Genomic DNA, 21,114 nt, shown 5'->3' with positions numbered 1-21,114 from the left:
ATAATATTGTATTATGCACCCGCACTTGAGGAGGGGTTCCCGAGTGGCCAAAGGGATCAGACTGTAAATCTGACGGTTCTACCTTCGCTGGTTCGAATCCAGCCCCCTCCACCACTTCCTTTGTCTATTCCAGACAAACATTAAAAAATATCAACCTTCCTATTTAGCTGTGCTACTTGCTTAATAAGATAAATCACTTACTATTTTATTCATCAGTTTATCAATACGGATCAATTAGTTGAGCATTAATCTAGCCGATAAAAATATTTTAATTATCGATGATCAGCGCCCTTTTCAAATTATGCTCAAAGGCATCCTCACCGGTTTAGGCGCACAATCAATTACCTTAGTTTCATCAGGCGAAGACGCACTTAAGATATGCAAAGAAAGAACATTTGATTTTTTCTTTATCGATTACAACCTGGGTGCTGAAAGGCGAAACGGGCGACAAATGCTTGAAGAGCTTAAAACACGAAAGCTGATGCATGCCGATAGTGTATTTATTATGGTGACGGGTGAAAGTAATCGTCCTATGGTGCTCGGTGCCATTGAGAACCAGCCTGATGATTACTTAATGAAACCTTTTTCGCAGAATGTTTTAAAACGCAGACTAGAAAAAGCAGTACAAAAAAAGCAAGTGCACAAAAAGATATTCCAAGCGCTAATGGATGATGATGTAAAAACAGCTATCCAAGAGTGTGAAGACTTATTGAGCTTCCCTTCTCGTTATAGTAAATACCAAAAAAAGCTGCTTTCTGAATTTTATTGCCGCGTTAATAAATTTCAACAAGCCGAAACACTGCTAACGGATGAGTTAGACAATAATCGTCAAACATGGTGTGTGTTACAGCTCGCTTATGTTTACTTTTTACAAGATAAATATCAAAAAGCGATTACCTTGTTAGGTGAAGTTTTGGTCGAATCTCCACTAATGACACAAGCTTATGATATTTTGGCACAATCTCAGCTTGCACTGACCTTAAACGATCAAGCACTAGCTACAGCGCGAAAGGTAATTGAACTATCGCCCTATTCGATTAAACGTCAGCAAATGGTTTCTCATATTGCTAGAGAATGTGGTGACTATGAATTAATGCAGTCCTGTTGCAACGCTATATGGATGCTAAGCAGGCGCTCGGTCGATAAAAGCGCTGATTACCTACTCAACTACATACGCTCGAGTATTGAAGCGGCTGAAAAAGCAGAGTCAAAACATCAACTGCACAAGTATCAGCAGGAGGCTTCTCTAGCACTTCAGCGCGGTAAAACAGAACTAGCTAACATAGAAGACTTTGATTTTGATGCATTTAGCGCCGTTTGTAATGCAAGAATAGAAGTCATACAGGGCCGACTATTACTCGCTAAAAAACAATTATACGATTGTTACTCAGGCGAAAACCAAGCATTGACTGATTTACCGGCAGACCTATACCCCGATCTATTTGCCGTATTGTGTAAAATAGGTGAATTTGATGAGGCCGATGAGCTTGTTAAGCCAATAAGTAAACACTTTGAAAATAATGACTTTGTTTTGTCTTCGGTAAAAGAAATTCACATTGAAACCAAAGAAAAGAAAGAGTCCTTCTTTGAACTACACAAACAAGGTATTGAACAATACAAACAGGGCCAATACAAACAAGCGGCTGATGCGTTTACGAATGCATTGAAACAGGCACCGATGAATTCTGGCTGTGCTTTAAACTTGATCCAATCAATTTTGAAATTATTGGAAGATAAAAGCGGTCAGCATTCGAGCTATCGCATGGTGCTCAACTCCACCAAACGTATCCTAGAAGGCGTCAAACTGCCACCCAATCACTTGGAAAGATACCTCGAGCTCAAACCACAAATGGATGACGAACTGCATTAAAAGCGCCTGAAAACTCGCATTTTTTTCAGCTTGCGTTAGATTTATACTATCTGGGCAAGAAGAAAAAAGAGTGAGATGAGTTCAACAGAAAAGTTCGGATGCTGCAAGTACCATTCAGAAGACGGCAGTTATTGTAAAGAAGTGGATATGGGGAACGGCTATTGTTTTTGGCATGACCCTAACTTTGATAAATCAGGCATGGATTTAGCCGACAAACTTGAGCGCTATGCTCGCTCAGGGGGCTTAACCCAAGGCCTGCAACTAAAAAGAGCAAACCTTAGTGGTATCAACCTAGTCAATCGTGACAGTTTACTTGGCTACGATTTCTCAGGTTCTGATTTTTATCGTTGTAACCTGTCTCATGCCCATCTATTCAACATACAAATACGAAACGGCTCTTTGATGAAAGCTGACCTTCGTGAAGCCAACTTACACTGTGCCAAACTTGAAAATACCAATTTACTCGGTATTAAACTTCACAAGGCTAAAATCGATAACTTAGAAATCGGTAAATACCTGCTGCAAGAACAAGATGCAAAAAAAGCAGAGGTCGACCATGACTTACCACTCGCCTTAGACAATTACGAGCAAGCGGAAGAGATTTATCGTGATATTCGAAAAGCCGCTGAATATTCAGGTTTATTCGAACTTGCGGGTAAGTGCATGCACAAAGAGCTCACTATGCGCCGAATGCGCATGCCAAAATTTTCAGGCCGTCGCGTTTTCTCAAAGTTAGTTGATTTATTCTGTGGCTATGGTGAACGCCCTATCAACGTTATTTTGTTTTCAATGGTGTTAATATTTATTTGCTCTTTGGGTTATTTCACTTTAGGAATAAATTACGGTGGCGATATCATTAAGTTAGATACTGAGTTAAGCTTTAGCGACAACTTAATGAATTTTTTCAGCGCGTTGTACTTTAGTGTTGTTACCTTTACCACTTTAGGCTACGGAGATATTACGCCTGTGGGATTTGCTCGGCTGATATCAGCATTTGAGGCCTTTGCTGGCAACTTTACAATCGCGCTGTTCGTGGTTGTTTTTGTTAAGAAAATGACGCGTTAAACGTTAAAACTGACTTTAACTATCAAGGATGATGTATGAGTTATTACTGTGAATCTTGTCAAAGCTTCATTGAAAGTGAAGCTTCTGAGCTCGATCTACACGATGAAGAAGAGACTCCATCTTGCCCTCTGTGCCACTCTCATCATGTGGTGAAATGCCAAGCAAAATCAAATTGGGATGAATTGCTCATTATCCAGTTTTTTGTTCTCATTATGTGGGCATGCTTTTTATACGTTTGGTTGGATAACGGGCCGTTAGCAATTATCATCAGTTCAGGTGCTTGGTTAATGCTTTACTACGGTATACACCGATTACTAAAAAACCAAGCACATGTACTTAAAACCTGTTAGCTTTTTAGCTGCTCACTGAATAGCGCCCTAAACTTTTCGTATTTAGGTGAAACCACCATAGCGCAATAAGCTTGATCTGGGTTCTCTAAGAAGTAGCCTTGATGGTAATCCTCTGCGGGGTAAAACTCAGTTAAAGGTTCAACAGCAGTCACTATTTCCTGTTCAAACACCTGCTGCTCCTTTAACAAGTCAATCATTGCTTTTGCTTGCAACTGCTGCTCATCATTGTGATAAAAAATAGCACCTCGGTATTGAGTACCTAGATCATTGCCTTGTTTGTTGAGCTGTGTTGGGTCGTGTAATTTAAAAAACATGACAAGTAACTGCTCATAGCTTATTAGTTCTGGATCAAACTCAATTTGTACAACTTCCACATGACCCGTTGTACCTGAACACACAGTTTTATAATCTGCCGTTTCAGGCTCACCACCAGTGTAGCCAGATGTCGCTTTGATAACACCTTTGACCGTATTAAATGCCGCTTCAATACACCAAAAACAACCACCACCTAATGTCGCGAATTGTGTTGCCATATAAACCTCAAAAAATTATGTCTTAACGGGTTTGAGTTCAATTACATTCCCGTCAGGGTCTTTGATATAAACAGATAAAGAAAAGCCAGTCGCTCCATAACGGTTAGCTGGGCGCTGGAATTGAATGTTGTGCTGATTGAGATAACGAATAAGACTCGCCATAGAGGGAACTTGTAACTGCAAACAAAAATGATCGAGGTTATGTCCTTGCTTATTTAAAGTGTTACCGCCAAGGCGGCCTAATTGACTATCGACCTCTACGATATCTATCAACGCAGCACCAGCTCTAAGCTGAATCAGCCCGATACCTTGTGCTTGAGTTCTTTCAATTTGGCAAGCTAGGTGGTCACAGTAAAAATCAATCAACCGCTGAGGTTGCTCAGTTCTTAATACTAGATGGTCGATGCCCAGCGGTTTAATCATTGCAATATCTCAAAAAATAAATGTTATTTACGTTTGCGCACAGATTTGGGTTTAAAGTTACCCGCTTTTCTTTGATTAGCGCGCTTGATTGCTTTTCGAATGCTGTGACTTTTCAAACGCTTAATTTGATTATTACGTGCCACCTGTTTTTTCATTTCAATCGGCTCTAGGCTCACCATTTTACGAAGGTAATTGATATCTTCTACTTCAAGCTCAGCCCAGCCACCAAGTGGTAATACTCGAGGTAAGGTTATATTACCGTAACGGATACGCTGTAAACGACTTACTTGTAAATCAAATGATTCCCACATACGTCTCACTTCACGGTTTCTACCTTCTGACAAGGTCACATGGAACCAACGATTTAAACCTTCACCTGGCTGGCGTTTAAGTTTACTGAATTTAGCAGGGCCATCTTCTAGCTGTACACCGGTACGTAGTTTTTGAACAATACCATCTGTTACTTCACCAAAAACCCTTACAGCATATTCACGTTCAACTTCATGAGATGGGTGCATTAAGCGATTTGCCAATTCGCCATCTGTTGTAAATAGCAACAAACCACAGGTATTGATATCAAGACGACCAATTGCAACCCAGCGACCATTTTCTAATTTTGGTAAGCGATCAAAAACCGTTTTGTCGTGATCAGGATCATTTCTCGAACAGATTTCACCTTCAGGTTTGTTATAGATAAGTACGCGACAAGGAATGTTTTCTGCCGCTGTAAATTTAACGGCAAAACCATCGTATTTGATGACATCACCTTCGCTAACGCGAATACCTAACTCAGCGACGGTGCCATTGACGCTAACACGGCCATCAGCAATCGCTCTTTCCATTTCACGACGAGAGCCTTTACCTGCTCTCGCTAATACTTTTTGAAGTTTCTCGGACATCAGATTCTCCCGAATCGGATTGGGGGGTAGTCTCTTTCTCAGCCTGGTTTTCAGGCTGCTGGACACCCAGTTCAAAGGTTGTAGGTGCAACTGTTTCAAGTTGCGGTAATTGATCCAGCGATTCTAACCCAAAATAGTCTAAAAACGCAGGTGTTGTGGCAAATAAAGCTGGCCGACCAGGAATTTCTTTGTGGCCAACAACTTTTATCCAGCCTCGTTCTTGCATAGCTCGGATGATATTTGAACTGACAGCTACGCCTCTAACCTGCTCTATTTCCCCTCTTGTGATGGGTTGTTTATAGGCAATCAAAGAAAGGGTTTCAAGCATCGCACGTGAGTAGCGAGGTGCTTTTTCTGTCCAAAGGTGTGATAACCAAGGGCTCACATCAGCAATTGTTTGAAAACGGTAGCCCGATGCCAGTGTAACTAACTCAATGCCTCGCCCTTCATACGATTGTTGGACTTCTCTAACTAAATTTCTGATTGCGCTTAGCGATAACTTAAATTCAGATAGCACCGACGCTTTTAAATCGTCAATTGATAAAGGCTTACCGGCAGCAAAAATAGCCGCTTCAATAATTTGGCAATAGTGTTTATTTTTATTTGATTGCGCCACGATTATTTACTCTTACTCACTGCTTTCTAAAAGCGGCGCTCGCCTAATATGAATATCAGCCAGCGCAAGGTTTTGTTGAATTTGAATTAGTTTTTCTTTAGCCAGTTCTAAAATAGCGAGGAAGGTTACCACCACACCTTGCTTACCTTCACTAAAATCAAAAAAAGTCGAGAAAGGTAAAAAAGTATCCCCTTCAAGCTGTTCAAGTATTTTAGTCATGCGCTCTCGTGTTGATAAAACTTCAGCGCTAATTTGGTGGTGCTTAAAGTTATCCACGCGTTTTAATACCTGAGAAAACGCACTGACTAACTCCTGCAAATCCACATCAGGCAATATAATTTTAGGCTGACAATTTTCAGCGATATCGATCGGTTCGTGATAAAAATCTCGCTCGTCTCTTGGCACTTCGTCGAGATTCTCCGCCGCTTTTTTAAATACTTCGTATTCTTGAAGGCGTCGTATCAACTCAGCTCGAGGATCTTCATCTTCCCCTTCATCTACTTTTATTTTTGGTAGTAATAAACGCGATTTAATTTCAGCTAAGATAGCTGCCATCACCAAATATTCAGCGGCTAGTTCTAGGTTGAGATCTTTCATGATCTCAACATACTCCATGTACTGCGCGGTTATCTGATTGATGGGTAAATCAAGAATATCGAATTTTTGTTTGCGGATAAGATAAAGCAGTAAATCCAGTGGGCCTTCAAAGGCTTCTAGAATAACCTCAAGCGCCTCAGGCGGGATGAATAAATCTTCTGGTTGCTCTAATACCGCCTCACCTCTAATGAAAGCGAGCGGTATTTGCTCAGGCTCTTTGGTTATAACCTGGCGGTCCTCGATTTTAGCGTCAACCTCGGCGTTCATTATTCAAACGGTGATGTATCACCATTACCTGTGCGCACTAGCTGAGGCTCATCTTCGGTAAAATCGACAACAGTAGTCGGTGTTTCACCTAGGTAACCACCGTGAATGATTAAATCGACTGCGTGTTCCAATTTATCACGAATTTCCTCAGGGTCACTTTCTGTAAAGTCTTGCCCTGGTAGTAATAAGCTCGAACTCATGATTGGCTCACCTAGTGCCTCTAACAAATCCAATGCAATCTGATTATCAGGAATTCGTAACCCGATTGTTTTCTTTTTAGGATTCATTAAGCGGCGAGGTACTTCTTTTGTCGCTTTAAAAATAAACGTATAAGCACCTGGTGTATTATTTTTGAGCGCGCGAAAAGCAACATTGCCTACTTTTGCATATTTAGACAGCTCAGAAACGTCACGACAAACTAAAGTAAAATCGTGATCCATTTCTATTTGGCGAATACGGCAAATGCGCTCTAGCGCGTCTTTGTCGCCAATGTGACAACCTATGGCATAACCCGAATCTGTTGGGTAAATAATCACCCCACCTTGTTTAATAATTTCAACAGCTTGATTGATTAAACGTTTTTGTGGGTTATCAGGGTGAACATAAAAAAACTGGCTCATACCATGTCCTCATTTAGCGCCCAGTCATGCCATATAGGCGTAACTTTTTCGGGTAACTGGATATTACGACCTAACTCAGAAAAGCGACTGATGCGGTGGAAGTCTGAGCCTTGAGACGCAAGTAATTGATTATCTATAGCATATTTTGCTAGCTGTTGCCTTTCGTTAGGCGATTGCCTAGGTAGAGATACTTCAATACCCTTCCCGCCTGCTGCTTTAAACTCATCGATCAATTTCCTGATCCATTTGTTCGATAAATCATAACGACTGGGGTGGGCTAACACGGCTTGACCGCCCGCTTCATCTATCCATTGAACGGCTTGTTCGATAGTGATCCAACCCGGTGCAACGTATGCTTTTGCCTTTCTGGCTAAGTACTTCTTAAAAGCAGCATCAAAATCACTTACCACTCCTTTATTTATCAGGTATTTAGCAAAGTGAACTCTAGAGAGAGACTGGCCTTTTGCTAACTTTTTAGCACCTTCAAGTGCACCCTCTACACCCACTTTAGCTAACTTAGCTGCAATACGCTCTGCTCTATTTCGACGAGTCGCCAATTGACTCGCTAAACGGCTTTGTAGTTGCGGGCAATCTTTATCAATATTCAAACCGACAATATGAACTTCAAAACTGTGCCATGCTGTAGATATTTCGACACCATTAATTAACTTAACTTTCAAGTTATCTTGTGCGATAGCCTGATGCGCTAGGTTCAAGCCTTCAACAGAATCATGATCCGTGATCGCAAGAACATCTACTTGCAGGTTATTTGCACGATGAACCAATTCTTTGGGTGTTAGCTCGCCATCTGAGCAATTAGTATGGCTGTGTAAATCAATTTTCATTGGTATCAATTAAAACTCACTGAGAATGAAAAATACTGGGTGCAGGTCGCGTGTATTAGTCAAAGAAAAACACTATCAGCTATAAAAATACATATCTAAGCTAAAAAACGCATATTCACTAAAAGTTTTTACCTTGACTTTGATGCCAATATTCGTTTTTATTAGCACATAGGTTTTATCCTATTGGCTGTTGCTGAAAAGTTTACCTTTTTTCGCAAATCGGTGTTATCACTATTTGATATTTTTACTTAAAAACAGCCAATTAGCGTTACCAAACAGAACAAAGAGATGAATCAAATGCAAATTACACAAATCCAAGCTAACAACTGGTGGTGGCACTCGACATAATAGCGGGTGTGATTTGATTCAACTATAAGAATTTAAAGCCCGCACATTGCGGGCTTTTTATTTCGCTTCCACTTAGCCATTTAATCAGCCCAATTTGAGCGGGGTAATTTATGCTAAAATGCAATGCGAAAATAGGAAAAGATAATGGCTTTTCGTTTTAAAAATTTAAGCTCATTCCGATGGCAATAGTATTAATGACAACTTTTCTCAATTAATACTTTAACAATAATGATAAGAGCGCCATATGCGACAGAATATGCTAATCAATACAACAGAACTGACTGTTCCTTATATAAACGAGCCTTTAGCTGTATTTGAAGCTTTAGCGGATGACCACCACAATACTCTACTGTTGGAATCTGCTGAAATCGACAGCAAAGATAACCTCAAAAGCTTAATGCTAATCGACGCCTCTCTTCGTCTTGAGTGTCGAGGACAAGCCGTTGCCATCGTCAGCTTTAACAAAAGCGGACAAGCCGTATTAAATTACTTAAAACATCAACTTGCCAATTATATTAGCCAGCAAACTCAAGATACCGTTGAATTTATCTTCGAACGTCCTGCAAAAGGCTTAAGTGAAGATGAAAGATTAAAAGCAGATAACCCTTTTGTTGTTTTGCGAGAAATAGACGAACTAGGTAAAGCAAAGGGACAACACCATTTCGCAACCTTCTTAGGGGGCGTACTCGGGTATGACCTCATAGGTGTGGTTGAACAATTACCTGATGTACCAAATGGGCAAAACGATTGCCCTGATTATATGTTTTATTTAGCTGAAACATTATTAGTAAGCGATCACCAAAATCAAACAGCTGAGCTAATTCACAATTCCTTTAGTGAAACAGAGTCTGATTATTCAGCGACACATGCTGATCAGAAACTGGCTCAAATAGCAGATAAAATTAACCAGCCCTTTGCGAATCATAACACCAAGGTACAACCAAATTTAGCGCAAACGGACATACAAACCGATAAAGACGATGCTGAATTTAAACAAGACGTGTTGGATCTTAAACACCATATTCAAATCGGTAATATTTTCCAAGTTGTTCCATCTCGTACTTTTAGCCTGCCTTGTCAAAACCCTATCGCTGCCTACCGCGAATTAAAAAAGCAAAATCCAAGCCCTTATATGTTCTTTATCAAAGATCATGACTTTCAATTGTTTGGTGCATCGCCAGAATCAGCAGTGAAATACACAGACAGTAATAATGAGATTGAAGTCTACCCAATTGCTGGCACACGACGCCGCGGGTTTAATACTGATGGTTCAATTAACTTAGACTTAGACAGCCGTATCGAACAAGAACTCAGAAGCGATACGAAAGAATTATCTGAGCACATGATGCTGGTTGATTTAGCACGTAATGATATTGCCCGCGTTGCTAAAGCTGGTACGCGTTATGTCAGTGATTTACAAAAAGTCGACCGTTACTCATTTGTTATGCACTTAGTTTCTCGTGTTAAGGGTGAATTAAGAGAAGATTTAGATGCCCTTCACGCCTACCAAGCCTGTTTAAACATGGGTACACTCGTTGGTGCCCCTAAAGTAAAAGCAGCGCAACTAATCAGACAAACTGAAAAGAAAGGCCGTGGCAGTTACGGTGGTGCAGTCGGTTATCTGGCTGCAAACGGTGATATGGATACCTGTATTGTTATTCGTTCAGCTTTTGTCAAAAATGACGTAGCTCACGTTCAAGCGGGTGCAGGTGTGGTTTATGACTCTGATCCACAAAGTGAAGCAGACGAAACACGTGCTAAAGCACAAGCCGTATTAAACGCCATTATTGCTTCTCAGCAAGTTGATGATGCATTACTCAATGAATTTCGTTCACAGGAGCAAGCATAATGACTATCGCTAATACGCAAATATTTTTGCTTGATAACTTCGATTCATTTACATACAACCTTGTTGATGAAATAAAGTCACTTGGTTATGACCTCATTGTTTATCGCAACGATATTGAAGCCCTTGATTTATTTGAAAAAATGAAACAAGCGGAAAGTAGCGGTAAGCAAGTATTACTGTTACTTTCACCCGGCCCTGGCAACCCTAGCCAAGCAGGCTGCATGTTAGAACTGATCGGTTTGTGCCGTGGCCACTTCCCTATTTTAGGTATTTGCCTTGGGCATCAAGCAATTGTGGAACAAGCTGGTGGCGTCATTGGCAGTGCAGGTGAAATCATGCACGGTAAAACGTCACTGATCGATCATAATGACCACAGCGTATTTAATGGTTTAAGTAACCCTTTGTATGTCGCTCGTTATCACTCACTGATGGCAACACAAGTTCCAGAGTGTTTAGATGTCATAGCGTCACACAAACCTGTCATTCAAGGTGAACACATTCCAAGTAGCATGCCAATGGCCGTGTTACACAAAACTGACCGTATGTTAGGTTTCCAATTCCACCCGGAAAGCATTTTAACCACATACGGTTCTAAGCTATTACAACAAAGCTTAGATTATTTAGTACAAGCCTAACCACGGAAGATAAAGCGAATAAAGAGGATATATTTTCATGACTGATTTTTATCAAAATGCCTTAGCGGGTCTTGATTCGACCAAAGAGCAAAGCTTAGATTTTTTTAATCAAGTTATTCAAGGTGAGATTGACCCGATCGTTTTAGCGGCCGTTTTAGGCGCTTTGAAAGTAAAAGGTGAAACACCTGATGAAATCGCGGGTGCAGCCAGTGCGATGCGAGCCAATGCACTAGCCTTCTCTCGTCCAGAACAAATCATTGCTGATAGCTGTGGAACAGGTGGCGACGGTGCAAATACGATCAACATCTCAACAACAGCAGCAATTGTCGCTGCAGCGTGCGGTTTAAAGATGACTAAGCACGGTAACCGTAGTGTCTCAAGTAAATCAGGCTCAGCCGATTTACTTGAGAGTTTTGGTGTTAATTTAACCCCAAGTCCTGAGCAAGCCAGAGCGTGTCTAGATAAAGCAGGCATTTGCTTTTTCTTTGCTCCGCAGTACCACGCTGGTATCAAACACGCAATGCCAGTTCGAAAGACATTAGCAACTCGTACCATTTTTAATATCCTCGGTCCTTTGACCAATCCAGCCGCACCAGAAGTGCAATTAATGGGTGTTTATTCACCTGAACTGGTTCGCCCCATTGCTGAGACACTGAATCTATTGGGTGTAAAACGTGCAATGGTGGTATACGGTTCTGGCCTTGACGAGATAGCAATTCACGGTACTACCCAAGTTTGCGAAATCAACAATGGTGAATTATATGAATATACACTTTCACCAAGTGATTTTGATATCACTGAAGTGAGCTTAGAAGCCATCAAAGGTGGTACACCAGATGAAAATGCAGCATTTACCAAAGCGTTATTAAATGGTGAAGGCGTTCAGGCTCATCAAGATGCGGTTGCCGTTAACGTAGCAGCCTTACTCTATCTTGCAGGGATCGCAACAGACTTAAAACAAGGCATAAGCTTAGCAGTTGAAGCAATGAAAACAGGCAAAGCTATGCAAACCCTAGAAGCTTTTGCGGAGCACTCAAATGGCTAACGTACTAGAACGTATTTGCGACGATAAACGCGCAGAAATAGAATCACTCGAAGCATCATTACCTGTTGAAACTTTCATTGGTGATTTAACTAAGTCTGATCGCAGTCTATATGAAGCGTTAGCCAAACCTGAAGCTGGCTTTATTTTAGAATGTAAAAAAGCCAGCCCTTCAAAAGGCTTAATTCGCGAACAGTTTGATTTAGATGAAATCGTCACAGCCTATGCGCCGTTTGCAAGTGGTATTTCTGTATTAACAGAAAGCAAATACTTCCAAGGTAATTATGCGTATGTAGGCTATGTTCGCGAACGTGTTTCGCAGCCTGTATTAAATAAAGACTTCTTTGTAAAACCTTACCAAGTCCATTTAGCCCGCTATCACGGAGCAGATGCCATTCTGTTAATGCTGTCAGTATTAACTGATGATGAGTATCGCGAAATGGCTGATATTGCCGCAAAGTACGATTTAGATATTTTAACTGAAGTATCAAATGAAGAAGAGACGCAACGTGCTATCGATTTAAATGCTCAGATTATTGGTATAAATAATCGTAATTTGCGTGATTTATCGACTGATTTACAAACGACACGCGATCTAGCCAAATTGATTCCTAAAGGCCGACTAGTGATCTCAGAGTCAGGTATTTATACCCATGACCAAGTTGTTGAATTGCACCAATACGCTGACGGTTATTTAGTGGGCAGTTCATTGATGGCCCAACAAGACTTAAACACCGCGGTGAAAAAGTTAGTGCTAGGTGAAAACAAGGTTTGCGGATTAACTCGAGCTGAAGATGCCAAAGCCGTTTTTGCTGCTGGTGCCGTTTACGGCGGTTTAATCTTTGCAGATAAGTCTCCTAGATGTGTAAATATCGACCAAGCAGCCCAAATTAAAGCTGCAGCGCCACTTGATTACGTTGGAGTATTTGTTGATGCACCAGAATATGAAGTGGTTGAGACAGCTCGTTCACTTGGCCTAAAAGTCGTCCAGCTACACGGTAGTGAAGACCAAACCTACATCGATCGCGTTCGCCGTGATTTAGATGAAGGTATCGAAATTTGGAAAGCGCATAATATTGCAAAATCTGCATTGCCCAAGCTGAACAATATCGACAAATGGCTGCTCGATTCTTCAACAAAAGACAAAGCTGGTGGCACAGGCCATACATTTGATTGGTCACTGATCCAAGACACCCAGTTTGATATTCCATTCATGCTTGCAGGTGGTTTGACACCAGCCAACATTCGAGAAGCCAATAAATTAGGTGCTGTTGGATTAGATTTAAACTCAGGTGTTGAAGCTCAACCTGGTGTTAAAGATAGCGAAAAGATTAACCAAGCGTTTGAACAAATTCGTTTGTACTAAGCAAGTGCAAACAAAGATATATAGGCATTAGCCCCATGACAGATATTAAAGAAACAAAACGCAAGCTCGACCCCTACTTTGGTGAATTCGGTGGTCAGTTTGTACCAGAAATTTTAGTACCGGCTCTTGATCAACTTGAAGACGAGTTCATCAAAGCACAAGAAGATCCTGAATTTGCAAAAGAATTCTCTGCATTACTGAGTGAGTATGCAGGTCGCCCTACACCACTAACGCTATGTCGTAACTTGTGCCGCGATACTAAAACAAAAATTTACCTCAAACGCGAAGATTTACTTCACGGCGGCGCGCATAAAACCAACCAAGTTTTAGGTCAAGCGTTACTCGCCAAGCGTATGGGAAAAAATGAAATCATTGCCGAAACGGGTGCTGGCCAACACGGTGTCGCATCTGCACTTGCTTGTGCATTACTGGGCTTAAAGTGTCGTGTATACATGGGCGCCATAGACTGTGAACGCCAAAAACCCAATGTATTTAGAATGCGTTTGATGGGGGCTGAAGTGATCCCTGTACATTCAGGCTCATCAACACTAAAAGATGCATGTAACGAAGCGCTTCGCGATTGGGCTGCTAACTATGATACCGCCCACTACCTTTTAGGCACAGCTGCTGGTCCTCACCCATTCCCAACTATAGTGCGTGAATTCCAGAAAATGATTGGTGAAGAAGCAAAACAACAAATTTTAGAAATCGAAGGTCGTTTACCTGATGCGGTCATCGCTTGTGTGGGTGGTGGCTCAAATGCCATCGGTATGTTTGCCGATTTCATCAAAGAAGAAGACGTTAAACTTATCGGTGTCGAGCCAGCAGGTAAAGGTATTGATACAGACCAACACGGTGCACCACTGAAACACGGCCGAAAAGGTATGTTCTTCGGTATGCATTCTTTATTAATGCAAGACGACTATGGCCAAATTGAAGAGTCTTATTCTATTTCAGCTGGTCTTGATTTCCCTTCTGTCGGCCCGCAACACGCACACTTAAATGCTATTGGCCGAGCAGATTATGAATCAGCAACTGATGAAGAAGCACTAGATGCCTTCCAAGCACTTGCTAAAGAAGAAGGTATCATTCCTGCGTTGGAGTCATCTCATGCCCTTGCTTATGCCATTAAGTTAGCTAAGCAAGATCCTAATAAAGAACAAATTTTAGTGGTTAACTTATCGGGTCGTGGAGATAAAGATATCTTCACTGTTGCTGATATTTTTGAGCAAAGAGGAAGCTTGTAATGACAAATCGTTATCAGGACTTATTTCAACAACTCGATGAAAAAAATCAAGCGGCATTTGTCCCTTTTGTTACTTTAGGCGACCCATCAATTGAAGTATCGCTTCAAGTAATCGATGCCTTAGTTGCAGGTGGTGCTGATGCGCTGGAATTGGGGATCCCATTTTCAGATCCTGTTGCCGATGGCCCAACGATTCAAGGTGCTAATGTTCGAGCGTTAAACGCTAAAGTTACACCTCCGGATTGCTTAGATATGTTAGCTAAGGTTCGTGAAAAGCATCCAGATACACCTGTAGGCTTATTACTTTATGCCAACCTTGTCTATTCAACAGGCATCGAAGCTTTTTACGATAAATTAGTGAACGCAGGCGTCGACTCTGTGCTCGTTGCCGATGCGCCGATTAATGAATCAGCACCTTTTAGAGCAGCGGCTAAAGAAAAAGGTTTACAGAGCATTTTTATTGCACCGCCAAACGGCAGTGATGAGACATTAAAAAAAGTAGCTGAGTTTGGCGAAGGCTATACGTACTTATTAAGCCGTGCAGGTGTAACAGGAACGGAAACTAAAGCCGGTAAGCCGATTGGTCACTTACTTGATAAACTAAAAGAATACAATGCTGCTCCGCCTTTACTGGGTTTTGGTATCTCAACACCTGAACAGGTAAAAGAAGCGATTAACGCAGGTGCTGCTGGCGCAATTTCAGGTTCAGCCGTGGTTAAGATCATCGAAGCGAACTTAGATAATGTGCCGCAAATGTTGGAGCAACTAACCGCATTTGCAAAAGACATGAAAGCGGCTACCCAAAAGTAGTCGAACGATAAAGAATAATATTAAAAGGACATCACCATGTGGTATGTAATTTTTAGTCAAGATGTTGAAAATAGCTTGCCGCTTCGCAAACAAGTGCGCGAGCAACACCTTGCTCGTTTAAACGAGTTAAAACATCAAGGCCGTTTATTAGTAGCGGGACCTAATCCAGCAATTGATGCTGAAGATCCAGGTGAAGCAGGGTTTACTGGCTCAACTGTCATTGCTGAATTCGATTCACTCGAACAAGCTCAAACTTGGGCAGACGCCGACCCTTACATTGAAGCAGGTGTATATCAAAGTGTTATCGTTAAACCATTTAAAAAAGTGCTACCTTAACGATCTCACCAATTGAGACGAGTTAAAAAGCCGTATTGTTTAATACGGCTTTTTTTATATCATTGATAATTAACGCAAATCTTCACACACACGAACACGACGAGTTTCTGTGCGTACCGTGCGCTTATCTTCATAACCTGTAATATTTGCGCCCTCTCTCCACCAATAATCGCATTTACGACCATTCACAGTGTGGCTGCCATTCCAGTCATAAGAAATCCACTTAGAACCACACGAAGGTACATAGCCAACACCCACTTTAGTTTCAACTTTAGTAATATCTTTTTCAAAGCTGACTTTTCGAGTCGCCCATGATGGGCAAGACGTTTGTGGTGGAACGTAATAGTGAGGTAAACCGTAATAATCAAAACTAGCTTCGTATTCACATTCAATCGTGATCACATCTACAGGTTGATATTCATAGTAGCAAAATTGATCGGGAGCATTGGCAGATGCTGATAACGTTGTAGCAAAAAGCGCAGTAAATATAGCCATTTTAAGTTTCATCATTATTCCTTTCTAGATTGTTTAAATAAGACCTTAGTGTCTTACTTAAACAAGCCTGCTTTTTTATTGTTTATTTTTTATTCAGAAAAAATGAAGTATTGATGAATCACAATGGTTAAAAAAACGCTATTTTTAACTAGCTTAAAATTTAATACTGAGTCAAATCGAATGAACTAAGCTAATTAGCACATCAAACCTATAAGGAAGATTCCATGGATTATTCTGCACTTATTATCTCAATTGTTTCTTTACTCGTGGCGCTTTCCAGCTTTGTCATTAACCAGAAATGGAAAAAACTAGAGTTTGTTGGGCAAGAAATGAGACATTTCAAAAGTGATATTCGCAATCAAGCAGCAATGAAAATGTTAGATTGGAACAGTGCTAAATATTTGCACCCAGAGCTTTTTGAAGAAGGGCAACCAAAGGTCATCAGTATTAATGACGATGATATATTGAAAGGTTTAGGTCCAATCAAAGGCCAACAGAGCTACACCATTGAACAAAAATTTGTTCGAGATTGCTTTGATCACTTTTTTGATTCACTAGAAGTACTTGAGACGCATATTGAACAAGGCTTGATCCCATTTAATCGCTATCAACCTTATCTCACTTATTATGTCGATATCATGCAAAATCCGAACAGCAAACGAAAATCCCCCCAAATTCAAGCAGCTTTAAAGGCGCATATGCAAAGCTTTGGTTTTGATAAAGCACTGCGCTTTTGTGACCGGTACACTGACTAGCTAGCCCTGTTATTGCATTTATTTTTTAAAATTTAGTTATATTTTTTAAAATCATTTTATTAGGCTGATCCCAATTTTTATGGGAGAGGCCTTATGGACAGACTAAACACAACAAAAGCTGACAATGCACAGCAAACTAATAAATACATTACATCGCATCACGGCAACATCATCAGTTTAATAGCCAATAAAAAAGGGAAAACAATCGTTTCGTATCAACCACACTTAGCTCATCACAATATACACGTTGCATCTGTGACTAAGAGTGTTGTTTCTATATTGGTTGGTATTGCACTTAAAAAAGGGCAAATAAAAAGTATTGAAGATAAGGTTTTAGATTACTTTCCAGATTATCGACTCAAAAGAGGAGAGAAGATACTCCCTAGCGTTAAAATTAAAGATATTTTATCTATGACTGCGCCATATAAATTTAAATACGAACCCTATACAAAAGTGTATTCGAGCCATGATTGGACAAAAAGTTGTTTGGATTTATTAGGCGGCAAGCAAAATCTAGGCGTATTTAAATACACCACCGTTGGCTTGCATTTACTATCAGGTTTAATGCGCAACGCATGCGGTCATCCGTTAATTAACTTTGCTAATCAGCACTTGTTCCAACCACTTGGTATTGCAGCAAAAACAAAAATAGCCATCACAGATAAAGCGAGTTACTTTAATCTAGTTAAGGCAAAACAAGTCAATGGTTGGGCCTGCGATCCTGTAGGTGATGTCTCAACAGGTTGGGGTTTGGCCATCAATGCCAATGATTTACTCAAACTGGGTTTACTTTATCTAAACAAAGGGCGTTGGCACAACGAGCAAATTGTTGATGAAAGTTGGATTCAGCTCAGTACATCAACACACTCTACTTCATCGTATGCCGATTATGGCTACCTCTGGTGGGTAATAGACAAGTCCAAGGGTTGTTATGCCGCATTGGGTGATAGCGGAAATGCGCTATACATTAATCAATCAGATGAATTAGTGGTATCGGTAACTTCATCATTCAAACCCCGCGCAGATAATAGATTAAGTTTGATTAAAAACCTTACAGAACTCAACTTAAGTTAAAATTAAAATAAGAGTATCAATTTAAAATCAACAAGATAAACAAGAAAAACAACAAGTTTCGTAAGCACTATAAATTTTTGAACCTAAAGCCTTGTTAGTTAATCTTAGCAACCCCTATTCAACCCCAAAATGCGATAAAAAGTGCATTATTATAATAATAAATCTTAAGGATTAAGAATGAAGCATTTCAAGCCCAGGGTCTTAAGTATGCTAATTGCGGCCTCTTTCGGCTCACAAGCGAATATTGACCCTACGGGGTTAGCCTATACGCCCGATGACGTTTTTATAGATAAAAACAATGATACGGTTTATCTCAGTAGCCAAGATAACAACAGCATATTCCGTTGGTCGATTACTGAAAAGCGCTATTTAGACACCATTTCACTTGAGCAAACACAAGCTAAATTAGCCTACTCAGCAGCACATGACAGAATTTATTTACTGCAACGTGATAATACTCAGCAAATAGATTACATAGACATTAGTGATGATAGTGTGAAACCTTTCCTTACCACTGAGTTTTTTGTCTCTACGTTAAGTAGCGTCAGTGATAGCCTTTTTGTTAGACAAAGCACAAGCTCTTGGGGCCGTTTATCAGCATATGATATCAATGGAGCTGAAACGTTGTTATCCGATCAAATAGAGCCCACTCAAGATTACTTGTATCACCCTATCAAAGAGCGTGTTTACTACCTATCAAACTTCTCGCCTGCCGACCTTAACTGGATGGTATTTAATGCAGATACCAATTACCTTGGTTACGCACAAGATAGCTCATATCACGATTCAGAGGGTTGGAGTCACAATATCAAACCATCCGAATCTGGGCACCAAATAGCACTGGGTAGTGGCCGAGTCGTCAGCGGCACTTATATGGTGGAATTAACGAACTTAAGCCCAAATGAAGCAGAGTTTACCGATGTAGAGTGGGTTGCGGGAAACATAATTACACTAAGTGGTAACGAAGATAACACAATCAGTCATATCAATCGCTACAATGCCGATTTTACTCTTAACGAAACAGACTCATTTGAACTAGCAGCTAAACCCGTAGCACTTGAACCTATTAGTAATAACAGTTTATTAGTGGTCTCTTTGAGTGATACTGGTATTCCCCAATTAACTACTTATCAATTTGTTGAAAATGACTTTGATAACGATGGTGTTATTGATGAGGTTGACATCTTCCCTAAAGATGCAACAGAAAGCCAAGATGCTGATTTTGATGGCACGGGTGATAATGCCGATTTAGATGACGATAATGACGGTGTTCCTGATACGCAAGATGACTTTCCATTTGATTACTCTGAATCAAAAGATAGTGACAACGATGGTATCGGAAATAACCTCGACACAGATGATGATAACGATGGCGTGCTTGATGAAAACGATGCGTTTCCAGAAGATGCAACACGCATAGTACTAAATGCAACTGATTTCTTACCATTAACCTCAGGTAGCACATGGCAATACGATTCAGGTTTAACGGTAAACTTAGCAAACAACAAACAAATATACGGTCAAAGCATTACACCAATTAGCTTTAGTTCGGGCTCACAAATGTACTTAAGTGCACAGGAGGATTCCCTTGTATTTAATGGTTTGTATATACCTGGATTAAATATCAACAACCAAGCTTACGACGTTGATATTGAACTTAGCCAAGGGTTTGATTTAACTCATCAAGGGGGCAATTCAGGCATTGGACGAGTTGATATCGACCCTATATGGCCTTCGAAATGTCAGTTGGAGCAGCAATGTAAGCTATAAACACGAAACGATTACAACACCTGTGGGTGAGTTTGACACATTAGCCAGTGAGTTCCATTTATGGGCAGATGCCGACATTGACGGAAATACGGTTTCACTTTACTACATGGCAAAACTACATTTTGCAGAGGATATTGGTTTAGTAAGAATTGTTGAAAACTTCGATCAAGCGTCAAACTTAACTTATTACTCTGGTCTACCCATTGACGATACTGATGACAATGACAGTACGGATAATAATGATACGGTTGATGACACTACTGATACTGATAACAGCACTGATGATAACGCTGTAGATAATGGCACTAATGATTCAAGTGATACAACAGATACCAGTGATACGGCAACTGCGACTAATAACCGAACAGGCACAGCTTCAAACACCAGCTCAAGTGGCGGTGGCGGCGGTGGTAGTTTGTCATTTGGTATACTGTCATTATTCTCACTTGCTTGGTTTAGAAAAAGGCAATCATAACGTTAAATAGACATAAGCTAGCTAATAAAGTGCTAGCTTATCTTTTTAAGAACAGAGTATTGACAGTAAAGAAAAAAGCCAGCAAGCTTGTGTTATCAACAAAATACATTCAGTTTTAACCCAAGTATTTCAAATTATCATCATTCCATGTGGAATGGTGGGTTTAACTGTATTTTAATTTCAAAACCCGCCTACGAGGCGGGTTTGTTTTATCTGCCTCTAGGTACAATTTAGTAAACGGAGGTCATATGAAAAAAGTCGCCATATTCGGAAAACCCGGCAGTGGAAAGTCTACACTTAGCCATCAACTTTCAACCCAGCTTAATATGCCATTATTTCACTTAGATGCGATACAATTTAAACCCAATGGAGAAGCGGTAAGTAAAGAGGTTTTTCATCATGCACACGATGAAATCTTAACTAAAGAAAGGTGGTTGATTGATGGCTTAGGGACGCTCAGTAGTTTTGAGCAAAGAGTACAATCTGCCGATACCTTAATTTATGTCGATCTTCCCTATAGCACTGCTTATTACTTAGTGACCAAGCGACTCATGAAAAGCTTATTCCAATCACCTAAAGGTTGGCCTAAAGGCAGCTCAGTTTTGAGAGGTACTTTGCAAAGCTATCGTTATTTAACGCTGAGTAAAGCATTTTGGAATGATGAACTTGTCAATCAGCTAAAAACACTGGCCAAAAAACAAAATAAGCACTTTTACCATATAAAACAGTTGGACCAGTTAAAGGGGTTTACCAATAATCTTTAGAAAATTGCTAAGATGAAGGCAGTAGAAACCAATCTTACTTGTTTAAAAAGTCAAAAGTTTAGTC

The 21,114-nt window shown here is 40.4% G+C and carries 23 protein-coding genes and 1 tRNA gene; 16 read left to right on the top strand and 8 right to left on the bottom strand.

Annotated elements, in window-relative coordinates; translation table 11 throughout:
* Window positions 1-29: 29 nt before the first annotated feature.
* The 4 genes from HR060_RS04580 (at window position 30) to HR060_RS04565 (ending at window position 3,285) form a co-directional block, all read left to right on the top strand.
* Window positions 30-114: transfer RNA gene (locus HR060_RS04580), tRNA-Tyr, on the top strand.
* Window positions 115-238: 124 nt separating this feature from the next.
* The gene (locus tag HR060_RS04575) at window positions 239-1,870 is read left to right on the top strand and encodes a tetratricopeptide repeat-containing response regulator (RefSeq protein ID WP_174199096.1); all 1,632 of its coding nucleotides are present in this window, start codon (window positions 239-241) and stop codon (window positions 1,868-1,870) included.
* Between the two features lie 75 nt (window positions 1,871-1,945).
* Window positions 1,946-2,935 carry an ion channel gene (locus tag HR060_RS04570; protein WP_246283077.1) on the top strand — a complete coding sequence of 330 codons (990 nt, stop codon included), beginning with the start codon at window positions 1,946-1,948 and terminating at the stop codon, window positions 2,933-2,935.
* A gap of 35 nt (window positions 2,936-2,970) precedes the next feature.
* On the top strand, window positions 2,971-3,285 hold the full coding sequence (locus HR060_RS04565) for a hypothetical protein (protein WP_174199095.1): 315 nt from the start codon (window positions 2,971-2,973) through the stop codon (window positions 3,283-3,285).
* Here the strand turns inward: HR060_RS04565 and msrA are convergent.
* The 7 genes from msrA to rnm are packed head-to-tail and all read right to left on the bottom strand — an operon-like array spanning window position 3,282 to window position 8,085.
* A complete protein-coding gene (gene msrA / locus HR060_RS04560; protein ID WP_174199094.1) occupies window positions 3,282-3,818 on the bottom strand; it encodes a peptide-methionine (S)-S-oxide reductase MsrA in 537 nt (178 codons plus the stop codon). The two genes, HR060_RS04565 and msrA, sit on opposite strands and share 4 nt — an antisense overlap.
* Before the next feature lie 15 nt (window positions 3,819-3,833).
* Window positions 3,834-4,241: a VOC family protein gene (locus HR060_RS04555; RefSeq protein WP_174199093.1), complete on the bottom strand. Its 408-nt coding sequence runs from the start codon at window positions 4,239-4,241 to the stop codon at window positions 3,834-3,836.
* A 23-nt stretch (window positions 4,242-4,264) separates the two neighbouring features.
* Complete coding sequence (gene rluB, locus HR060_RS04550) at window positions 4,265-5,140, bottom strand: 23S rRNA pseudouridine(2605) synthase RluB (RefSeq protein ID WP_174199092.1); 876 nt, start codon at window positions 5,138-5,140, stop codon at window positions 4,265-4,267.
* Window positions 5,100-5,759, bottom strand: coding sequence for an SMC-Scp complex subunit ScpB (scpB, locus tag HR060_RS04545; RefSeq protein ID WP_425487449.1), 660 nt, complete (start codon window positions 5,757-5,759; stop codon window positions 5,100-5,102). Before scpB ends, rluB begins: the two co-directional genes overlap by 41 nt.
* A 9-nt stretch (window positions 5,760-5,768) precedes the next feature.
* A complete protein-coding gene (locus HR060_RS04540) occupies window positions 5,769-6,620 on the bottom strand; it encodes a segregation and condensation protein A (RefSeq protein WP_174199090.1) in 852 nt (283 codons plus the stop codon).
* A complete protein-coding gene (locus HR060_RS04535; protein ID WP_174199089.1) occupies window positions 6,620-7,240 on the bottom strand; it encodes an L-threonylcarbamoyladenylate synthase in 621 nt (206 codons plus the stop codon). The genes HR060_RS04540 and HR060_RS04535 overlap by 1 nt, the downstream gene beginning before the upstream one ends.
* Window positions 7,237-8,085 carry an RNase RNM gene (gene rnm / locus HR060_RS04530; protein WP_174199088.1) on the bottom strand — a complete coding sequence of 283 codons (849 nt, stop codon included), beginning with the start codon at window positions 8,083-8,085 and terminating at the stop codon, window positions 7,237-7,239. Before rnm ends, HR060_RS04535 begins: the two co-directional genes overlap by 4 nt.
* Window positions 8,086-8,677: 592 nt before the next feature.
* Here rnm and HR060_RS04525 point away from each other — a divergent pair.
* From HR060_RS04525 to HR060_RS04495, 7 genes are read left to right on the top strand one after another with little or no spacing between them, the layout of a single operon-like run.
* On the top strand, window positions 8,678-10,282 hold the full coding sequence (locus HR060_RS04525; protein ID WP_174199087.1) for an anthranilate synthase component 1: 1,605 nt from the start codon (window positions 8,678-8,680) through the stop codon (window positions 10,280-10,282).
* Entirely contained in the window at window positions 10,282-10,917 is a 636-nt protein-coding gene (locus HR060_RS04520; protein ID WP_217434868.1) for an aminodeoxychorismate/anthranilate synthase component II, read from the top strand. The genes HR060_RS04525 and HR060_RS04520 overlap by 1 nt, the downstream gene beginning before the upstream one ends.
* A 37-nt stretch (window positions 10,918-10,954) precedes the next feature.
* Complete coding sequence (trpD, locus tag HR060_RS04515; protein WP_174199086.1) at window positions 10,955-11,962, top strand: anthranilate phosphoribosyltransferase; 1,008 nt, start codon at window positions 10,955-10,957, stop codon at window positions 11,960-11,962.
* Window positions 11,955-13,325 (top strand): bifunctional indole-3-glycerol-phosphate synthase TrpC/phosphoribosylanthranilate isomerase TrpF, encoded by a 1,371-nt coding sequence (gene trpCF / locus HR060_RS04510; protein WP_174199085.1) that lies wholly within the window; start codon window positions 11,955-11,957, stop codon window positions 13,323-13,325. The genes trpD and trpCF overlap by 8 nt, the downstream gene beginning before the upstream one ends.
* A gap of 35 nt (window positions 13,326-13,360) precedes the next feature.
* A complete protein-coding gene (gene trpB / locus HR060_RS04505) occupies window positions 13,361-14,572 on the top strand; it encodes a tryptophan synthase subunit beta (protein WP_174199084.1) in 1,212 nt (403 codons plus the stop codon).
* The gene (gene trpA, locus HR060_RS04500; RefSeq protein WP_174199083.1) at window positions 14,572-15,381 is read left to right on the top strand and encodes a tryptophan synthase subunit alpha; all 810 of its coding nucleotides are present in this window, start codon (window positions 14,572-14,574) and stop codon (window positions 15,379-15,381) included. The genes trpB and trpA overlap by 1 nt, the downstream gene beginning before the upstream one ends.
* Window positions 15,382-15,417: 36 nt before the next feature.
* Complete coding sequence (locus HR060_RS04495) at window positions 15,418-15,717, top strand: YciI family protein (protein WP_174199082.1); 300 nt, start codon at window positions 15,418-15,420, stop codon at window positions 15,715-15,717.
* Window positions 15,718-15,786: 69 nt separating this feature from the next.
* Here the strand turns inward: HR060_RS04495 and HR060_RS04490 are convergent, their stop codons facing one another.
* Complete coding sequence (locus tag HR060_RS04490; RefSeq protein ID WP_174199081.1) at window positions 15,787-16,227, bottom strand: hypothetical protein; 441 nt, start codon at window positions 16,225-16,227, stop codon at window positions 15,787-15,789.
* Between the two features lie 209 nt (window positions 16,228-16,436).
* Here HR060_RS04490 and HR060_RS04485 point away from each other — a divergent pair, with 209 nt between their 5' ends.
* The 5 genes from HR060_RS04485 (at window position 16,437) to HR060_RS04465 (ending at window position 21,050) form a co-directional block, all read left to right on the top strand.
* On the top strand, window positions 16,437-16,967 hold the full coding sequence (locus HR060_RS04485; RefSeq protein ID WP_174199080.1) for a hypothetical protein: 531 nt from the start codon (window positions 16,437-16,439) through the stop codon (window positions 16,965-16,967).
* Window positions 16,968-17,060: 93 nt separating this feature from the next.
* Window positions 17,061-18,041 (top strand): serine hydrolase domain-containing protein, encoded by a 981-nt coding sequence (locus HR060_RS04480; protein WP_174199079.1) that lies wholly within the window; start codon window positions 17,061-17,063, stop codon window positions 18,039-18,041.
* 207 nt (window positions 18,042-18,248) lie between these two features.
* On the top strand, window positions 18,249-19,811 hold the full coding sequence (locus HR060_RS04475) for a thrombospondin type 3 repeat-containing protein (protein WP_174199078.1): 1,563 nt from the start codon (window positions 18,249-18,251) through the stop codon (window positions 19,809-19,811).
* Complete coding sequence (locus tag HR060_RS04470; protein WP_174199077.1) at window positions 19,744-20,286, top strand: GlyGly-CTERM sorting domain-containing protein; 543 nt, start codon at window positions 19,744-19,746, stop codon at window positions 20,284-20,286. The genes HR060_RS04475 and HR060_RS04470 overlap by 68 nt, the downstream gene beginning before the upstream one ends.
* A 248-nt stretch (window positions 20,287-20,534) precedes the next feature.
* A complete protein-coding gene (locus tag HR060_RS04465) occupies window positions 20,535-21,050 on the top strand; it encodes a P-loop NTPase family protein (RefSeq protein WP_174199076.1) in 516 nt (171 codons plus the stop codon).
* Window positions 21,051-21,114 lie beyond the last annotated feature (64 nt).

The sequence above is a fragment of the Marinifaba aquimaris genome, from assembly GCF_013328345.1.
Lineage (GTDB): Bacteria > Pseudomonadota > Gammaproteobacteria > Enterobacterales > Alteromonadaceae > Marinifaba > Marinifaba aquimaris.
Note: the sequence above shows the minus strand (reverse complement) of the source record. Positions and strands in the feature narration are given on the sequence as shown.